This window comes from Streptomyces yatensis, assembly GCF_018069625.1.
GTDB classification, from domain to species: Bacteria; Actinomycetota; Actinomycetes; order Streptomycetales; family Streptomycetaceae; genus Streptomyces; species Streptomyces yatensis.
Genome location: NZ_CP072941.1, coordinates 4956170 through 4973775 on the forward strand (window position 1 = coordinate 4956170; position 17606 = coordinate 4973775).

The following is a 17606-nucleotide window of genomic DNA, read 5'->3' on the forward strand; positions in this document are numbered from 1 at the left end:
CTACTCCGTCACCGATAGTCGCTAATTTGCCGGAACAGACGCCGAACGCGCGACAAGGCTGGACATAGGACCGGATTCGGCGCACTATGCGCGCCTACACCAGCCGGACGGGCTTTTCCGGCCGGATTCCCACCTCGCCGAGCCAGGCGCGCAGCGGCCCGTCGTCCCCGTCCTCCACCAGGCTGAGCACCGGATGGGCCAGATCGGCCCGCCGCCGCCCGCCGACGAGCAGCGCGGGCCCGTCGAGCCAGTCGAGGCCGGGGGCCGCGCCCGCGGTGTCCACGGCGGCGCAGCAGACCATGGCGGTGACGTGGTCGGCCAGCAGCTCGCGGCCGGTGCGCGGCGGCTGCAGCGGGAACGCCGGGGCGAAGTCGTCGATCCACGGGTCGCCCGCGGCCCCCTCCGCGCCCGCCGCGGGGCCCTGGCCGTACGCCCGGGTGGCGGCGGCCTCCTCGCGGGCCACCTCGACGCTGAGCCGGGCGGCGAGCCCGGGGGCGCCGCCGTCGGGGGCGTCGGCGGGGTCGGCCGGGGTGGCGGTGAGCCGGTCCATGACCCGGGCCAGGGTGGGCGGCGCGGGCGCGCTCACGGGGGCCGGTGCGCGGGCGGCGCCGACGAGGTCGTGGGTGTCCTCCCGCTCGTCCAGGAGCCGGTTGAGCCGGGCGGCCTCCTGCCGCCATTTGCGGTCCACGACCTCTTCCGGATACGCGCCCCAGTCGACCGGGGACCAGTCGGGGCCCGGCTCCGGCGGGCCGCCGTGGAAGAGCCGGGCGGCCAGCAGCGAGGTGGCCTCGTCTATCACCCCGGGCTCCTCCAGGAGGTCGCAGGCCGGGCGCTCGCTCAGCCGCGAGGTGAACCCCTCGGCGAGCCGGTCCCGGCGGGAGAGCTCGGTGAGCGCCGAGACCACGCCCGCGTCCAGCCGGGAGGGCCAGCGGCCCATCCGCCAGGCCGGCAGCGCGACCCGGGTCAGCAGCCGGTCCCAGCCCGCGTAGGCGAGGCCCACCTGCTCCTGGGCGACGATCCGCAGCCCGTAGTCGACCGCCTGGGCCCGCTCGGAGGCGGCCGCGGCGACCGCGCGCTCCATCTCGGCCGCATGGTCCCGGCAGCCGCGCAGCAGCAGCCGGGCGACCCAGCCGACGAAGGCGAAGGCGGGCCGGCGCACCACCGCCACCAGGGCGGGCGCGGGGCCGGACGACGGCTCGCCGCCCTGGGCCGCGACGGCCACGGCGGCGTCAAGACCGCGCACGAAGCGGCGGGCGGCGGCTATGTCGGGATGGACGGACGGGCCGGTGCCCGCCACCACCGGGGCGAGCAGCGCGCGCAGCTCGGCGACCCGCATCCACCACAGGAACGGCGAGCCGATCACCAGCACCGGCGCCTGCGGAACCCGCCGCTCGGGGCGGTCCCCGATCCGGTCCGCGCCGCTGGCGGGGGCCGGGGCGCCCCGTGCGGAGCGGGGCTCCTCGACCGCCAGGGCGCCGCGGTCCCTATGCTCCCGGCGCTGGGCGTGCGCCGGATGCGTACGGTCCTCCAGCCAGCTGTCGCAGTCGGGGGTGAGCGCTATGGCGGAGGGCGCGGGCACCTCCAGGCGCTCGGCCAGATCGCGCACCAGCCGGTAGAGATCGGGCGCCGTCTCCTCGGCGATGGGCACCGTCGGGGTGAGCGCGGGTCTGGCCCGGACGACCACGGCGGCCACGGCCGCCGCCAGCAGCAGGACCAGCAGAGCGCCCCCGGTCACCACCCAGCGCAGGGCCGTCCAGCCCTGGTCCTGGGAACCTCCGACGCTGCCCGTGGCGCTTCCGGCCAGCAGCACGACGGCGGCCGCGGCCGGGAGGAGTGCGACCGCGAGCGCCGTGCTCCGGATGCGCAGTACCGCGAGGGCGCGAGCGCGCGCCGCCAGGGCACCTGCTTCGGTACCTGCCACGGTTCTCATCACCCCCTACTGTCCGGCCGATGTTTGAACAGCGGACGACGGCGGCGTTGTTTTCTCCCACCCACTGTCGCACTGGCCGCCCACTCCGCAATGCCGGTGGGCCAGTTGCCGCACCTCGCCTGAGCGGCACACTAGTTGGGGGCAGGGCGCGCGTCAGCAGGATGCGGAAGCGCTCACCCGATGGAATGGCCTTGGGTAAAACCGGGAACTTCGCGACGGCGACGCCCGGCCCCGTGTGAACAGGCGGAAGCGGCCTTCGGGACCGTTTACGGGCCCGCCGGGGACACCGCTTGAGACTCTTCTTACAGCCCGACTCGCGGCCTGTCCTTACGAGGCCGCGTCGGCCGCCGCCTTCGCGGCGATGTCGGAGCGGTGGTGGGAGCCCTCCAGGCCGATCCGGCCCACCGCGCGGTAGGCCCGTTCGCGTGCCTTCGCCAGGTCGGAGCCGGTCGCGGTGATGGAGAGCACACGGCCGCCCGCGCTCACCACCTCACCGGACGCGCCGTCCCGCTTGGTGCCCGCGTGCAGGACGTACGCCTTGGGGCCGTCCTGCTCGGCCACCGCGTCCAGCCCGGTGATCGGGTCGCCGGTGCGCGGGGTGTCCGGATAGTTGTGCGAGGCGACGACCACGGTCACGGCGGCGCCGTCGCTCCAGCGCAGCGGCGGCTCGGCCTCCAGACGGCCGGTGGCGGCGGCGAGCAGCACCGCGGCCAGCGGGGTCTTCAGCCGGGCCAGGACCACCTGGGTCTCCGGGTCTCCGAAGCGGGCGTTGAACTCGATCACCCGCACCCCGCGCGAGGTGATCGCCAGGCCCGCGTACAGCAGCCCCGAGAAGGGCGTGCCGCGGCGGTGCAGCTCATCCACGGTGGGCTGGCAGACCGTGGCCACGACCTCGTCCACCAGCTCGGGGTCGGCCCAGGGCAGCGGGGAGTACGCGCCCATGCCGCCGGTGTTCGGGCCCTCGTCGCCGTCGTGGGCGCGCTTGAAGTCCTGGGCGGGCTGCAGCGGGACCACGGTCTCGCCGTCGGTGATCGCGAAGAGGGAGACCTCCGGGCCGTCCAGGAACTCCTCGATCACCACCCGGTCACAGGCCAGCGCGTGTGCGCGGGCGGCCTCGACGTCCTCGGTCACCACGACGCCCTTGCCCGCGGCCAGGCCGTCGTCCTTGACGACGTAGGGCGCGCCGAACGCGTCCAGGGCCTCCTCGATCTCGGCGGGCGTGGTGCACACATAGGCGCGGGCGGTGGGCACGCCCGCCGCCGCCATCACGTCCTTGGCGAACGCCTTGGAGCCCTCCAGCTGCGCCGCCTCGGCGGACGGCCCGAAGGCCGGGATCCCGCGCTCGCGCACGGCGTCGGCCACCCCCGCCACGAGGGGTGCCTCCGGCCCCACGACCACGAGGCCCACCCCCAGGGAGGCGGCGAGGTCGGCGACGGCGGCGCCGTCGAGCGCGTCGACCGCGTGCAGCTCGGCCACCTCGGCGATGCCGGCGTTGCCGGGGGCGCAGTGCAGTGCGGTGACGTCGGGGTCGAGGGAGAGAGCGCGGCACAGGGCATGTTCGCGGGCGCCGCCGCCGATGACGAGGACCTTCACGGTATGCAGCCTATTGCCTCGGGCGGGGGCGGCTGTGCGGTGGGGGCCGCCACCCCGCGCGCGGCCAGGCTGCGGCCCCCGGGGCTACCGCGCTCGGCGCCGAGGGTTCCGTCTCGCGCCTTCGGCGCATGGAGGCGCCCCCGGCCGGGCCGACCGGTCCGGGTCCGGTCCGCGGGCCACTCTTTTGGGTGAGGAGTGGGCGGTCCTATACCCGATGGGGCAGCTCTTACGGGCTGAAAACCCGTGATCGGGTCTTCGTGGCCAGCCGTTCGGCGGTAGGAATGGTGGTCGCGCATCAGCCGCGCGCCAGGAGAAACGCCGCCGCAGAGGGAGTTGCACGGTGAGTCAGCCGGAGATGCAGCCCGAGGGGCTCCCTCGGCCGGAGGGTGCGAGAGCCCAGGGTGACCTGCTCGGTCGGCCCTTCCCGCACGGCGACTGGGGGGAGCCGGCGGAGCGGCTCGACGAGTTGTACCGGTGGGTCGAGGAGGGCGCCCTGGAGGTCGCGGGGTGGTACCTCGCCGAACGGGTGTGGAAGCGCCGGACCGCCCGGGTGCTGCGGGTGGGCGCCGCGGTGGCGGCGGTCGTGGCGGGGGTGCTGCCGCTGGTGGATCTGAACGGGGCGCTGGACGGCGGCGCGGGCTGGGGCGCGCTGGCGCTGCTGCTGGCGGCCGCCTGCTTCGGCGGCGACCGGTTCTTCGGGCTGACGTCCGGCTGGATGCGGGACGTGGCCACGGCGCAGGCGGTGCACCGGCGGCTGGAGGCGCTGCAGTTCGACTGGGCGTCGGAGAGCGTGCGGGAGGTGCTGGGCCCGACCGAGGGCACCGCGAGCGAGGCCGTGGAGCGGTGTCTTTCGGTGCTGCGGCGGTTCTGCGAGGACGTGTCGGAGCTGGTACGGGCCGAGACGGCGGGCTGGATGGTGGACTTCGGGTCCGGTTCGGCGCCGCTGGTCACACAGGCGCTGATGACCCAGGGCTCCCGTCCGGACAGCGGGAGCCCCACGAGCCGCTTTCCGCTGCCGCCGGGCCCCGGCCGGCCCAATATGCCGCGGCAGCGTCCTCCCGAGCCGCCCCGCTGACGGCCGCGACTCCCGTCGTGGACGCCTACCGGAGACGCCTACCGGAGACGCTTGGTGGGTGCGGTCAGCTGAAGACGATCATCGAGCCCTGGCCCAGGCTGCGCGTCGCCGCCGCGTGCAGGCCCAGCCAGACATGGCGCTCCCGTGCGAAGGGGCTGTCCTCGTACGGGACCGACGCCGCCGGCTCCTCCAGGCTCGTGGGGCGGGCCGGGGGCGCGGGGGCGGCCGGGGGGTTGGACGGATCGATGCCGAGCGCCGGGGCGACCGCCTCCAGCTCGCGCAGCAGGCCGTGGCTGGATCCCAACGGGCCGCCGCCCTCGAGGAGTTCGTCGTTGGACAGCGGGCTCTGGAAGTCGACGGGGACATACGCCCCCGCGTGGTCGTAGTGCCACACCAGATGCGACTGCTGGGCCGTGGGCTCGAACATCTCCAGCAACTGCTCGTAATCCCCGCCCAGTTCGTCCACCGGCGTCACCGCGAGCCCGCACAGCTGCAGCAGATAGGCACGGCGGAGAAAGTGCAGCGCGTCGTAGTCGAAACCGGCCACCGGGGCGACATCCCCGGACAGTCCCGGCATATAACTGAAGACGGGTACGGGCGGCAAACCCGCATCACTGAGCGCCTTGTCGTACGCGGCGATCTCTTCGGCGAAGGGGTTGTCGGGGCTGTGGCACAGCACATCGACGAGGGGGACCAGCCAGAGGTCACATGCCACGCGATCTCACTCTCGTATCCGTACGGTCGATGGTCGGCCCAGCGTAATGCCCCGCGTACGCCTCGCGAAGAGTGCCGGAGGCCAACCCGGGCAGGCCGTTTCACCTGCCGCCGCTCCGGCCTCCCCGCCTCCCCGGCCTCCGGTTCACCGACCGTCCGGGGGAATCGCCGAGAGGCCGGGCGGAGTTCGAGAAGAGTTCAGGAGGAGATCAGGGGGAGTTGACCTCCGAGGTCCGGTTCTGGGCGCGCGACTCCTCCCGCGCCACCAACCGCTCGATCAGCGCACGGAAATGCGTGTTGTACGCCCCTATCAACCGCTCCGAGTCATGCGGGTCCCCCCGGGTGACCGCCGCGGTGAGCTCGGAGTGCCCCGTCCACAGCTGGCCGCGCAGATCGGGGACGCGCCGCAGGTACGGCACCGTGAAGACCCAGGTCTGCACGCGTAGCCGCTGCAGAAAGTCCGACACATACGGATTGCCCACCAGCCCGCAGATCTCGCGCCAGAAGCGCAGGTCGTAGCCGATGAGGATGTCCAGGTCGCCGGAGCGGGCGGCCCGCTCGGCCTCCTCGGCCCGCCGCCTCACCGAGGCCAGCGCCTGCGGGGTCATGGTTTTCAGCGTCTGCTCGACGTAGTGCCGGAAGACGCCCTCGACCACCATCGTGCGGGCGTCGACCATGTACCGGAAGTCGTCGATGGTGAAGTCGTGGACCTTGAAGCCCCGGTGCTCCTCGACATCGAGCAGCCCCTGGGAGCACAGATCCAGCAGTGCCTCCCGGACGGGGGTCGCGGAGACGCCGTACTGCTGGGCGATCTCCTTGACGGTGAACTGGCGCCCCGCAGGGAGCCGGCCCGCAAGCACCTCGTCACAGAGCGCGTCGGCGATCTGCTGCCGCAGGGTGTTCCGCTTTACCGGGCTGGCGCCGGGCACGGGCATCGAGGACCGTCTCCTTCCACGGCCGTCGGATCAAGAAAGCGGACGGCCCTCGCATCACGATATGCGAGGGCCGTTGCGCGGAACACGCAGAGTGCGGCAGTGGTCTACACCGGGCAGCGCTCGGGCGGCGGCCGGAGGGCAAACGGGCAGAGCCCCGATGCGGCTGCGCCGGGAGCCCCGCTGCGGCTGCGCCGGGAGCCCCGATGCGGCTACGCCGTATGCGCGTCGGCCGCGCCCAGCGCCTCGTCCAGGATGGCGAGCCCCTCCTTGGCCTCGGCCTCGGTGACGGTGCACGGCGGCACCACATGGGTGCGGTTCATGTTCACGAAGGGCCACAGACCGCCGCGCTTGCAGGCCGCGGCGAAGTCGGCCATCGGCTGGTTGGCCGGTCCGCTCGCGTTGTACGGGACGAGCGGTTCGCGGGTCTCCTCGTCCTTGACCAGGTCCAGCGCCCAGAAGACGCCGAGGCCGCGCACCTCGCCGACCGAGGGGTGGCGGTCGGCGATCTCCCGCAGCCCCGGGCCGATCACGTTCTCCCCGATCGCGGCGGCGTTCTCCACGATCCCCTCCTCCGCCATCGCGTTGATCGTCGCGACGGCCGAGGCGCAGGCCAGCGGGTGGCCGGAGTAGGTGAGCCCGCCCGGGTAGGGGCGCTGGTCGAAGGTCGCGGCGATCTCGGCGGAGATCGCGACGCCACCGAGCGGCACATAGCCGGAGTTGACGCCCTTGGCGAAGGTCAGCAGGTCCGGGGTGACGCCGAAGTGGTCGGCCGCGAACCAGTGGCCGGTGCGGCCGAAGCCCGCCATGACCTCGTCCAGGATGAAGACGATCCCGTAGCGGTCGCAGATCTCCCGGACCCCGGCCAGATAGCCGGGCGGCGGGACCATGATCCCGGCGGTGCCGGGGATGGTCTCCAGGATGATCGCGGCGATGGTCTGCGGGCCCTCGAAGGCGATGGTGTCCTCGAGGTGGCGCAGCGCGCGCTCGCACTCCTGCGCCTCGCTGTCGGAGTGGAAGGGCGAGCGGTAGAGGAACGGCGCCCAGAAGTGCACCACACCCGCCGAGGCGCTGTCGGAGGCCCAGCGGCGGGGGTCGCCGGTGAGGTTGATCGCGGTGGCGGTGGCCCCGTGGTAGGAGCGGTAGGCGGAGAGCAGCTTGGGGCGGCCGGTGTGGAGCCGGGCCATCCGGACCGCGTTCTCCACCGCCTCGGCGCCGCCGTTGGTGAAGAAGATCTTGTCGAGGTCGCCGGGGGTGCGCTCGGCGACCAGCCGCGCCGCCTCGGACCGTACGTCCACGGCGAAGCCCGGGGCGATCGTGCACAGCTTCGCGGCCTGCTCCTGGATCGCGGCGACGACCTTCGGGTGCTGGTGGCCGATGTTGGTGTTCACCAGCTGGCAGGAGAAGTCGAGGTAGCGGTTGCCGTCGTAGTCCCAGAAGTACGAGCCCTCGGCGCCCGCGACGGCGAGGGGGTCGATCAGGCCCTGCGCGGACCAGGAGTGGAACACATGCGCACGGTCGGCGGCCTTGACGGCGGCGCCGGCCGCGAGGTCGGGGCTGGGCTGCACGGACACGTTCGGTACCTCGCATCGCTCGCGGGTCGGGGTGGCACCAGCGTACGGATCGTGTGCCCGGGCCTGGCACCGACAGGCTGTCAGGGTTTCGGGCCGCCCACCGACACCTTGCCGGGTGGCCGGGCTCTTGTCGTCACCGCCGGTGACCGGGGCGCGGCACCGCCGGTGACCGGGGCGCGGCACCGCCGGTGATCGGGGCGCGGCGTCCGGAATTCGCTCCCCGGCCCGGGAGTGACACAGGACGGATACGGAACCGATAACGGATCGTCCGCGTCGTCCACTTCGCTCTCAGCCGCCTTTATTCTCTCCAAGGGGCTGATCAGGGGGATTCACGGGGAAGGGGCGATCGACGCATGGAAGACCTGGGGGCCGAGGACCCACGCTGGATCGGTGAGTACCGGCTGCTCCGGCGCCTTGGCGCGGGTGGCATGGGCCGGGTGTTCCTGGCTCATTCTTCGCGTGGCCGTACGGTGGCGGTGAAGCTCGTCCAGACCGAGCTCGCCCAACAGGCCGAATTCCGGCGGCGGTTCAAACAGGAGGTGCGGGCCGCGCAGCGGGTCGGTGGCGCCTGGACCGCGCCGGTGCTGGACGCCGACACCGAGGCCGCCACCCCATGGGTCGCCACCGGCTATATCGCCGGTCCCTCCCTGCACGCGATCGTCTCCGAGTCGGGCCGGCTGCCCGAGCGGACCGTCCGCATCCTGGCCCACGGCCTCACGCAGGCCCTGCGCGACATCCACGACGCCGGTCTGGTCCACCGCGACCTCAAACCCTCCAACGTCCTGGTCACCATCGACGGTCCGCGCGTCATCGACTTCGGCATCGCCCGGGCGCTGGAGACCGTCACCGACGGCATCCTCACGCGCAGCGGCGCCGTCGTCGGGTCGCCCGGTTTCATGTCGCCCGAGCAGGTGCGCGGCGAGCGGGTCACCCCGGCCAGCGATGTCTTCTGCCTCGGCTCGGTGCTCGCCTACGCGGCGACCGGCCGGCAGCCCTTCGGCACGGCCAACAGCGGGGTGCACGCGGTCATGTACCGCATCGCACAGGAGGAAGCGGACCTGGAGGGGCTGCCGGAGGGACTGCGCGAGCTGGTCACCGACTGCCTGAAGAAGGCCCCGGAGGACCGGCCCTCGCTGGAGGAGCTGCTGGACCGAACGGCCGGTGCGGACGACGACGGCGAACCGTGGCTGCCGGGCGGGCTCGTCGCCCAGCTCGGACGGCATGCGGTGCAGCTCCTGGAGGTCGAGACACCCGCGGGGCCGGGGGTGCCCGCCGTGCCGGGAATGCCCGCGCGGCCTGCCGTGCCGCCCATGGCCGGGGCGGCGGGACCCGCGACGCCCGTGGGCGGAGTGGCGGGGCCTGCCGTGCCGCCGCCGCCCTCCGCGCCGCCGTCGGCCACGTCGTACCCGCTGGCTCCGGCGGAGCCCACCACGCCCCCGCCGCCCACCACACCGCCGCCCACCACTCCGCCGCTCCCGTCGGCCGCGCCCCAGGCGGGCGCGTCGCTCCCCCCGGCTCCGTCCGCGCCTCCTTCGGCGGGCGCGGGGCGGGGCGGCACGGCCCAGCCGGGCGGGCAGGCCGCCGGACCGTACGGTGCCGCGCCGCAGGCGGGCGGGGACCAAGGCGGCTCGGACCCGGCCGTCGGGCCGCAGGCCGCCTCGTCGTCGGCCGACGCGCCATCGGGCGACGGCGCGCAGGCCGGTTCGGGCCACGGCGGGCCGGGGCAGGGCGCGTCGCAGCAGGCCGCCGCGCACCAGGACACCCCGGGCCATCCCGCCGCAGGGCCCGCAACGCCGGGCGGGGCGGCCGCCGGACCGCAGGCCGGGGCGGCGGGGGGATCCGCCGCGTCGCCCGGCACTCCCAGTGGTGCCGCGCGGGGCCACGACGCCCCGCAGGCCGCCGCATCCGGAACGCCCGGCCAACGGTCGGCCGCACCGCGGGCAGACGCGGCGCAGGCAGTTCAGGCAGCCGCACCACAGACAGGCGCAGGGCAGGCAGACCCACGGCAGGCGAACGCGTCCCCGGCCGGTGGAAGCCAGAGCCCCGCCGCGACGCCGAGCGGACCTCGGAAGGGCGCGCCCTCCTCCGCCGCACCACAGGCAGGCGAAGGCCAGGGCGCACCCGGACACCCGACGCCACCGCACGCCGGAACGGGCGACGCGGCTGCCGCATCGCCCAACTCACCCGGCGGCGCCGGGCCACAGAGCCCCGCGCCGTACGCGGCGCCGCGGGCAGGCGGCGCGCAGGGCACACCCGGAACCGCCACACCGCCACACGCCGCACCCGCCCACGGCACCCCCGGAACCCCCACCCCACCGCACGCCGGAGCGACCCCCGCCGCGCCCAACTCGCCCGGTTCCGGCTCCCCCTACGCCGCCCCGGCGTACGGCTACCCGCCGCACGCCACGCCGTCGCGGCCCGGCGGGGGCGGCGAACCGCAGACGCCGCCGCACGCCTTCGGGCCGCCCGCCGTCACCTCGTTCGGGCCCGCCCCGGCCCAAGGCCGGCAGCCCGCCGGGTCGCCTTCCGCCGGGTTCGGCGCGCCGAACGGGCCGGGCGGACCGGGCACGCCGAACGGGCCGAGCGGCCCCGGCGGCGGCTCGCCGCAGCCGCAGCCGCCCAAGCGCCGCCGTAAGACGCTCATCGTCATCTCGGCCGCCGTCGCCACGCTGCTCATCGCCGGGGTCACCGCCCTCGTCGTGGTCAACGGAAACGATGACAAGGGCGGCAAGGGCGACAAGGCCCAGACCGACTACGACAAGATGACCCACACCCCGCCCAACAGCCCCGGTGGCGCCAACTCCAAGGCGCCCCCCGGTGGTTCGGGCGCGCCCGATCCGTCCGCGACCAAGCTGGACACGACCGGCGACGTGCCCACCGAGTATCTGGGCGCCTGGGAGGGCGAGATCAAGGAGAGCGGCTCGTCCACCGGCAAGATCCGCCGGATCGTCCTCTCCCAGGGGCCGGTCGGCGCGTTCGTCGCCGAGACCCTGACCTCCGACTCGGACTCGTTCTGCCAGGACTCGGCCAAGCTCAAGTCGGCCGACAGCCTGCTCCTCATCGAGGACGACGAGGTCACCACCAGCATCCCCGAGGAGAGTTGCAGCACGGTCGGCGAGCAGACCCTGCGGATAGGCAACGACGGCACCCTCGCCTGGAGCACCACGGACGGCTCCTACGAGGCGACGCTGCGCCCCTCGAAGAGCGGCGGCAAGCCGATCCCCTCCTCGTACGAGGGCACGTGGCTGGCGAAGGACGCGTTCGGGAAGCAGGACGCCACGCTGAAGATCACCATCAAGCAGGGTGCGATCGGCACCGCGGTGGCCCAGGAAGTGGCGGACAGTAAGAAGTACCACTGCGAGGGTGACCGGGTGCTGGCCTCGGTGGAGAAGGGCCTCGTCCTCAGCCCGTCGAAGTTCACCGGGGGTACCCCTAAGAATCTCTGTGAGCCCGGCACGTCACTGACGTTCACGTCTTCCGGACATGACAAGCTGCGTGTCGAGTATGACGACCCGGACGATTACAGCGATGAGACGATGACACAGACGTTCACCCGCCTCGACTGATCGGCCGATCGGCGCAGGGACTATCGGCACAGGGACAGGAGCCACACCGCGATGGAGAACCTCGGGGCCCAGGACCCGCGGTGGATCGGCGAGTACCGGCTGCTCGGCAAGCTGGGCGAGGGCGGAATGGGCCGGGTCTATCTCGCCCGCTCCGCCCGCGGCCGCACCGTCGCGGTGAAGCTCGTACAGGCCGAACTCGCACGACAGCCCGACTTCCGCGGCCGCTTCAAGCGGGAGGTGGAGGCGGCCACACGGGTCGGCGGCCAGTGGACCGCCCCCGTGCTCGACGCCGACACCGACGCCGAGGTGCCCTGGGTGGCCACCGGCTACATCGGCGGTCCGTCCCTGCACAGCGTCGTCGCCGAGGACTTCGGGGCGCTGCCCGAGCGGTCGTTGCGGATCCTGGCGAACGGACTGGCCCTGGCGCTGCGCGACATCCACGGCGCCGGGCTGATCCACCGCGACCTCAAGCCGTCCAACATCCTCATCACCATCGACGGTCCGCGGGTCATCGACTTCGGCATCGCGCGCGCCCTGGACGCCGTGGGCTCCACCACGGGCGGCAATCTGACGATGACCGGAGCGGTCGTCGGCTCGCCCGGGTTCATGTCGCCCGAGCAGGTGCGGGGCGAGCCGGTGACCGCCGCGAGCGATGTCTTCTGCCTCGGCTCGGTGCTCGCCTTCGCCGCCACCGGACGTCAGCCGTTCGGCAACGTGGACAGCGGGATCCACGCCCTGATGTACCGAATAGCCCAGGAGGAGCCCGATCTGGTGGGGCTCCCCGAGGGGGCGCGCGGGCTGGTCACCGCGTGCCTGAACAAGGACCCGGCCCAGCGGCCCTCGGTGGACGAGCTGATCGCCGCCACCCAGCCGGTGACCGACGACGGTGAGCCCTGGCTGCCGGGCGGGCTGCTCGCCCGGCTCGGACGGGACGCGCTGCAGCTGCTGGAGGTGGAGGCCGAGAACGCCCAGCCGGACTCCATGGCACCGCGGCAGGGCCCGTCGGCGTACGGCCACCCCCAGACCGGCCACCCCCAGACCGGCCACCCCCAGTCCGCCCCGCACACCCCGCCCGGCCCCTCCGCGTACGGCACGCCGTCGGCGTACGCGACACCCCACGCGCATGCGAGCGGGGGGCCCGCGTACCAGGTGCCGCCGCCCACCCAGCCCTGGCAGGGCGGCTATCAGACGCCGGTGGGCTATCCCGCCCCGGGCACCAGGCTGAAGCCGATACGGGGTCTGGCCACCGCGTTGATGAGCATGTTCGGCATCTGGCTGGTGCTGACGCTGCTCGATATGGCGCTGAACATCTCGCTGCTCGACACGTACTTCTCGCTCGACTCCGGCACGGTCACCGATGACATGCTCTACAGCAAGAAGAGCGACGTCGAAGCGATGGACAGCGGCACCGGTGTCGCCGCGCTCGTGCTCGTCGTGCTGTGGCTGGTCTGGTTCCGGACCGCCTACATCAACTCCACGGTTCTCAACCCCGGCCGGCAGCGGTTCGGCAGCGGCTACGCCGTGGGTGCCTGGTTCATCCCGGTCGCCCAGCTGTGGCTGCCCAAGCAGATCGCCAACGACATCTGGACCTCCAGCACTCCTCCGGGGCCCGGCCGTCGCGGACGCGGGGTGCTGCACTGGTGGTGGACGTTCTTCGTGATCATGTTCCTGATGTTCCCGGTGAACGGCGTCAGCGAGATCGTCGGCGACACCATCCGGGAACAGCGGCCCAGGGTCGCCGTCAGCATCGCCGACGACGTCATCGGCATCCTGACGGCGCTGCTGGCCATCGCGGTGGTGCGGCGGATCACCAAGATGCAGGAGCAGCGGGCCACGGCTCCCGTCGGCCAGGCGCAGCAGCCCGCCGGAGTGTTCGGCCCGCCCGCGGCGTAGTGACGCCGACGGCCCGCCCGCGGCGTGATGACGCCGGCGCGCGGGCCGCTCTCCCGTCGAGGGTCCCGTCCGGGGTCGGTCGGGGGTCCCGTCCGGGGTCAGAGGAACGAGTTGATCTGGATGGTCTCGTCCCGGCCCGGTCCGACGCCGATCGCCGAGATCGGGGCGCCCGACATCTCCTCCAGCGCCTGGACGTACTTCTGCGCGTTCTTCGGCAGCTCGTCGAAGGTCTTGGCCTGGGTGATGTCCTCCGACCAGCCCGGCAGGGTCTCGTAGATCGGCTTGGCGTGGTGGAAGTCGGTCTGGCTGTACGGCAGCTCCTCGACCCGCTTGCCGTCGATCTCGTAGGCGACGCAGACCGGGATCCGCTCCCAGCCGGTGAGCACGTCCAGCTTGGTGAGGAAGAAGTCGGTGAGGCCGTTGACCCGGGTCGCATAGCGCGCGATGACCGCGTCGAACCAGCCGCAGCGCCGGTCGCGCCCGGTGGTCACGCCACGCTCGCCGCCGATGGTGCGCAGCTTCTCGCCGTCCTCGTCGAGGAGCTCGGTGGGGAACGGGCCCGCGCCGACGCGGGTGGTGTACGCCTTCAGGATGCCGATCACGCGGTTGATCTTCGTCGGGCCCACTCCGGTGCCGGTGCAGGCGCCGCCCGCGGTCGGGTTGGAGGAGGTGACGAAGGGATACGTGCCGTGGTCGACGTCGAGCAGCGTGCCCTGGCCGCCCTCGAAGAGGACCACCTGACCCTGGTCGATGGCGTTGTTGAGGAGCAGGGTGGTGTCGGAGACATAGCCGCGGAGCGGGTCCGCGTAGCCCAGCAGCTCCTCGACGACCTGGTCGACCGCGATGGCACGGCGGTTGTAGAGCTTGGCCAGCACCTGGTTCTTGTGGTCCAGGGCCGCCTCCACCTTCTGCCGCAGGATCGACTCGTCGAAGAGGTCCTGGACCCGGATGCCCACCCGGTTGATCTTGTCCGCGTAGGCCGGGCCGATGCCGCGGCCGGTGGTGCCGATCTTCCGCTTGCCGAGGAAGCGTTCCGACACCTTGTCGAGGGTCGTGTGATACGGCGTGATCAGATGGGCGTTACCGCTGATCAGCAGCTTGGACGTGTCGACGCCGCGCTCATCCAGCCCGCTCAGCTCGGAGAGCAGGACCGAAGGGTCCACGACGACACCGTTGCCGATGACCGGGGTGCACCCGGGCGACAGGATTCCGGACGGGAGGAGGTGCAGCGCGTACTTCTGGTCGCCCACCACCACGGTGTGGCCGGCGTTGTTACCGCCCTGGTAACGCACTACATAATCCACGGAGCCGCCGAGCAGATCGGTGGCCTTTCCCTTGCCCTCGTCACCCCACTGAGCACCGAGCAGCACAAGTGCGGGCACAGGCGTACACCCCTTCCGGGCGGGGCATGTCCAACGTGCATGGTGACGTGCGCCACCACAAGAGCCGTCGAACCGGTGCCCCGGATAGACGAAGCCCCTGGCGCAACAGCGACAGGGGCTCTTGCACCGAGAGATTACCTGAGGAAGGACCGAGGTGTCGGCTCCAGATCCCCGGCCCCCTGCGCCGGACACCGTCCGGGGGCGCCCGCTGCTCATGGTCATCGACCCCAACGCCCGGCGAACGGACGGGGAGTCGGTGCGGATCGCGAAAGATGTGCTCTGTGCGGGCGCGCAGACGAAAATCTGCCTGCCGGACGGCCCGGAGGAAGTCGAGCGGGCGCTGGCCCGGCGCGGCGCCCGCCGGCCGGTGCTGGTGGGCGACGACCGCGCCCTGCTGCGGATGGTGGAGCTGCTGCACCGGCGGCGGGAGCTGGCGGACGCGACGCTGTCGGTGGTCCCGGTCGGCGGCTCCGCGACGGTCGCCCTGGCCCATTCGCTCGGCGTGCCGACGGACGCGGTCGCCGCGGCCCGTACGGTCCTCGACGGGACCGCGCGCCCGCGTGATCTGCTGGTGGACGAGAGCGGCGGGGTGGTCCTCGGTGGCCTGCGGATTCCCTCCGGACGCGCTCCTTACAGTGCGCACGGGACGCCGGGCGGCGGCTGCGGCGCGGCGGCCGGGCCGGACGGGCCGGACGGGCACGACCCGGGGCCGTTCGGCGGCGGGTCGAGGGGCCGGGACTGCCGCTGCGATCCCTGCGACCGCGACCGCCGTCGCCGGGCCGAGGAAGACGGGGAGAGCGGGGAGAACGGCGAGCACGGCGGGCACGGCGGGGGCCCGCCCGGCGACGATCCGGACGGCGACGGCAACCGGCCGTGGTGGACCCCGGCGGCCCGCACCGCCCGCACCGCGCTGACGCTGCTCTCGCTCCCCGTGATCGGGCTGGCCGGCGGCGCCCGGCGACCGGCCCATCCGCCGCCGCAGCGGCTGCGGATCGAGGCGGACGGCGTGCTGCTGACCGATCTGGACCGGCCGGTGGAGGGGGTCTCGGTGTCAACGGCCGCACCGGGCGGCGGGCTGGCCGAGGTCGTCGTCCATCCCCACGCGGCGGACGGCCCGCTGCGCACCCGGGCGCGGGCCGTCACCGTCTCCGGCCCGGACTTCCGCTATCACGCGGACGCGCTGATCCGGGGCCCGGTGCGCAGCCGCACCTGGACGGTCCTGGCGGAGGCCTGGACCCTGATGCTCCCCCACCGCCCTTGAGCCCCACTCGCGCCCCCACGAACCCGCGCGGGGCGGGGCAGGAGGACCACGGGCGCCGGGCCGGACGCGAGGACCACGGGCCCGGCCCGGCGCCGGGCCGGACACGAGGGCCACCGGCACCGGACCGGACGCCAGGGCCACTTGCGCCGGACCGCACGCGACGGCCATCTGTGCCGGACCGCAAGCGACCGCCGTCTGTGCCGGGGCCGCACGCAACCGCCACTCGCGCGCGGGCGCGGGGGCGACCGCATCCGGCGCCGGACCGCAGGCGACGGCCATCTGTGCCGGGCCGCAGGCAACAGCATCCGCAGCCGGACCGGACACGACAGCCACCGGCGCCGCGCCGCACGCGACGGCCACTGGCTGACGCCCACATCCGGAGCCGGGCGGGACACGACGGGTACCGGCGCCGGGCAGGACCGCCCGGCGACCCGCCCCCGGGTCCAGCGCCCCGGCCCCGGGCGCCGCGCCCGCGCCGACGCCCCAGCCACTACCCCGCCTCCCCCTCACGCCCCTCCGCGGCACAGTCCGCGGCCTAGGCGGCCGACCGCCACCCGCGCCTCGCCGCACGCAACCGCCTCCGGCACCCGGCGGGACCGCCCGCCTACCGAGCCCGGCGTTTACAGGCCCGGGGCGCCCGACCCGACGTCTATGAGCACCGCGCCCGCGCCGACGCCCCGGCCACTACCCCGCCTCCCCCTCACGCCCCTCCGCGGCACAGTCCGCGGCCTGGGCGACCGACCGCCACCCGCGCCTCGCCGCACGCAACCGCCTCCGGCACCCGGCGGGACCGCCCGCCTCCGAGCCCGGCGTCTACAGGCCCGGGGCGCCCGACCCGACGTCTATGAGCACCGCGCCCGCGCCGACGCCCCGGCCACTACCCCGCCTCCCCCTCACGCCCCTCCGCGGCACGGTCCGCGGCCTGGGCGACCGACCGCCACCCGCGCCTCGCCGCACGCAACCGCCTCCGGCGACCGGCGGGACCGCCCGCCTCCGAGCCCGGCGTTTACAGGCCCGGGGCGCCCGACCCGGTGTCTATGGGCGGCGCGCTCGGGGCGCCGCCCCGGCCGCCGCGGCCGCCCGGCTGCTAGCCCGCCTCCGCTTCGCGCGCCTCGCGCGCTTCGCGCGCCTCCGCCGCGCGGTCCGCGGCCTGGTGGGCGCGCCAGCGCTCCAGCATCCTGGGCAGCTCCTGCTGGACGAACTCGAAGAAGTCGGCGGTCTCGGTGATCCGCAGCCCCGCCGGGGTGCCCGGGCCGAGCACCTTCGCACCGTCGCGCATGGTGCTCTCCCAGCGGGCCATCATCTGGTCGCGACGGGTCAGGGTCTCGTACCAGACCTCGCTGTAGAGCCGGTAGCGGTCGCGGCGGGAGCCCGGCTCGCGCTCGCGCACCACCATGTCCACCTGGGACAGATACCGGACCGCGCCCGAGACCGCGGCCGGGCTGATCCGCAGCTGCTCGGCGAGCTCGGCGGAGGTGAGGGCCCCGGCGTCGGAGACGAGAAGCGCCGCGAAGACCCGCGCCGCCATGCGCTGCATACCGGCCTCGGCAAGATCGGCCGCGAACCGCTCGACGAACCTGGACACCGCCGCTTCGTCCCGCGCATCACCGGGCGCGTCCTCCGGTTCGATCGTCTCCCTCACCGCTTCATCATCTCCTCTCTTCGTCACATCATCATAAGTTTATA

Annotated in this window: 10 protein-coding genes and 1 pseudogene; 4 read left to right on the forward strand and 7 right to left on the reverse strand. The window is 73.9% G+C overall.

Annotated elements, in window-relative coordinates:
* Positions 1-94: 94 nt before the first annotated feature.
* A complete protein-coding gene (locus J8403_RS20600; protein WP_211124452.1) occupies positions 95-1930 on the reverse strand; it encodes a hypothetical protein in 1836 nt (611 codons plus the stop codon).
* Between the two features lie 327 nt (positions 1931-2257).
* Complete coding sequence (purD, locus tag J8403_RS20605; protein ID WP_211124453.1) at positions 2258-3523, reverse strand: phosphoribosylamine--glycine ligase; 1266 nt, start codon at positions 3521-3523, stop codon at positions 2258-2260.
* A gap of 340 nt (positions 3524-3863) precedes the next feature.
* On the opposite strand from purD, the gene J8403_RS20610 reads away from it, so the two are divergent.
* Positions 3864-4598: an SLATT domain-containing protein gene (locus J8403_RS20610; protein WP_211124454.1), complete on the forward strand. Its 735-nt coding sequence runs from the start codon at positions 3864-3866 to the stop codon at positions 4596-4598.
* 64 nt (positions 4599-4662) lie between these two features.
* On the opposite strand, the gene J8403_RS20615 is transcribed toward J8403_RS20610, so the two are convergent.
* The 3 genes from J8403_RS20615 to J8403_RS20625 all read right to left on the reverse strand — a co-directional run bounded on the left by J8403_RS20615 (position 4663) and on the right by J8403_RS20625 (position 7818).
* Entirely contained in the window at positions 4663-5313 is a 651-nt protein-coding gene (locus J8403_RS20615) for a hypothetical protein (protein WP_014053817.1), read from the reverse strand.
* A gap of 208 nt (positions 5314-5521) precedes the next feature.
* Entirely contained in the window at positions 5522-6247 is a 726-nt protein-coding gene (locus J8403_RS20620; RefSeq protein WP_211124455.1) for a GntR family transcriptional regulator, read from the reverse strand.
* Positions 6248-6456: 209 nt separating this feature from the next.
* Positions 6457-7818, reverse strand: a complete 1362-nt coding sequence (locus tag J8403_RS20625) for an aspartate aminotransferase family protein (protein ID WP_211124456.1) — start codon at positions 7816-7818, stop codon at positions 6457-6459.
* 353 nt (positions 7819-8171) lie between these two features.
* On the opposite strand from J8403_RS20625, the pseudogene J8403_RS43705 reads away from it, so the two are divergent.
* Together J8403_RS43705 and J8403_RS20635 are read left to right on the forward strand one after the other, a co-directional pair.
* Positions 8172-9305: pseudogene (locus tag J8403_RS43705) on the forward strand (serine/threonine-protein kinase); the annotation flags it as partial.
* A gap of 2130 nt (positions 9306-11435) precedes the next feature.
* A complete protein-coding gene (locus J8403_RS20635) occupies positions 11436-13277 on the forward strand; it encodes a protein kinase domain-containing protein (protein WP_211124457.1) in 1842 nt (613 codons plus the stop codon).
* 98 nt (positions 13278-13375) lie between these two features.
* Here the strand turns inward: J8403_RS20635 and J8403_RS20640 are convergent, their stop codons facing one another.
* Entirely contained in the window at positions 13376-14659 is a 1284-nt protein-coding gene (locus J8403_RS20640; RefSeq protein WP_211124458.1) for an adenylosuccinate synthase, read from the reverse strand.
* 214 nt (positions 14660-14873) lie between these two features.
* Here J8403_RS20640 and J8403_RS20645 point away from each other — a divergent pair, with 214 nt between their 5' ends.
* The gene (locus J8403_RS20645) at positions 14874-15920 is read left to right on the forward strand and encodes a hypothetical protein (protein ID WP_211128348.1); all 1047 of its coding nucleotides are present in this window, start codon (positions 14874-14876) and stop codon (positions 15918-15920) included.
* Positions 15921-17007: 1087 nt separating this feature from the next.
* On the opposite strand, the gene J8403_RS20650 is transcribed toward J8403_RS20645, so the two are convergent.
* Complete coding sequence (locus J8403_RS20650; RefSeq protein WP_211124459.1) at positions 17008-17562, reverse strand: GbsR/MarR family transcriptional regulator; 555 nt, start codon at positions 17560-17562, stop codon at positions 17008-17010.
* Positions 17563-17606 lie beyond the last annotated feature (44 nt).

What these genes read in the sequence shown, in the direction of transcription:
- J8403_RS20600 (WP_211124452.1), bottom strand. Translation starts at nt 1,930, where the DNA reads ATGAGAACCGTGGCAGGTACCGAAGCAGGTGCCCTGGCGGCGCGCGCT.
- J8403_RS20620 (WP_211124455.1), bottom strand. Translation starts at nt 6,247, where the DNA reads ATGCCCGTGCCCGGCGCCAGCCCGGTAAAGCGGAACACCCTGCGGCAG.
- J8403_RS20635 (WP_211124457.1), top strand. Translation starts at nt 11,436, where the DNA reads ATGGAGAACCTCGGGGCCCAGGACCCGCGGTGGATCGGCGAGTACCGG.
- J8403_RS20645 (WP_211128348.1), top strand. Translation starts at nt 14,874, where the DNA reads ATGGTCATCGACCCCAACGCCCGGCGAACGGACGGGGAGTCGGTGCGG.